This is a genomic window from Plebeiibacterium marinum (genome assembly GCF_026013615.1).
GTDB classification, from domain to species: Bacteria; Bacteroidota; Bacteroidia; order Bacteroidales; family Marinilabiliaceae; genus Saccharicrinis; species Saccharicrinis marinus_A.
Genome location: NZ_JAPDPI010000155.1, coordinates 1 through 377, shown reverse-complemented (window position 1 = coordinate 377; position 377 = coordinate 1). Strand labels below are relative to the sequence as shown.

1 protein-coding gene is annotated in these 377 nt (G+C 36.6%); it reads right to left on the bottom strand.

The features are described 5' to 3' along the window. The coding region (locus tag OM074_RS21730; protein ID WP_435873452.1) for a hypothetical protein at nucleotides 1–377 on the bottom strand (377 nt) is incomplete at both ends.

Sequence of the window (377 nt, the reverse complement as noted above, 5' to 3'; positions counted from 1 at the left end):
GTATTGTCGCCATTTTTTACAGGTATGGCACGGCCTTCTTCGGTGCTAAAAAAGCTTTTTTGTCCATCGGTATACACCAGGTTGGCAATATAATCTGTTGTTTTATAAGTAGTACCATTTTTTACATATTTGGCCAGCTTGTTGCCAACTGCATCGTAATGGTAAAAAACTCTATTGTCAGCATTAACAGAAACCTCTTGAGGTAAGTTTAAATGATTGTATTTAATCAGGTTTTCAGAATCTTTTGAAGGGTCGTGTGTCATATTCCCATTGTTATCATAAGTATATGTTCCTGCACTAATGGCGTCATAATCCTTAACATTGGAATTTGAGGTGCCATCATCAGCCACACTTAACAAACGGTTACTTTGATTGTT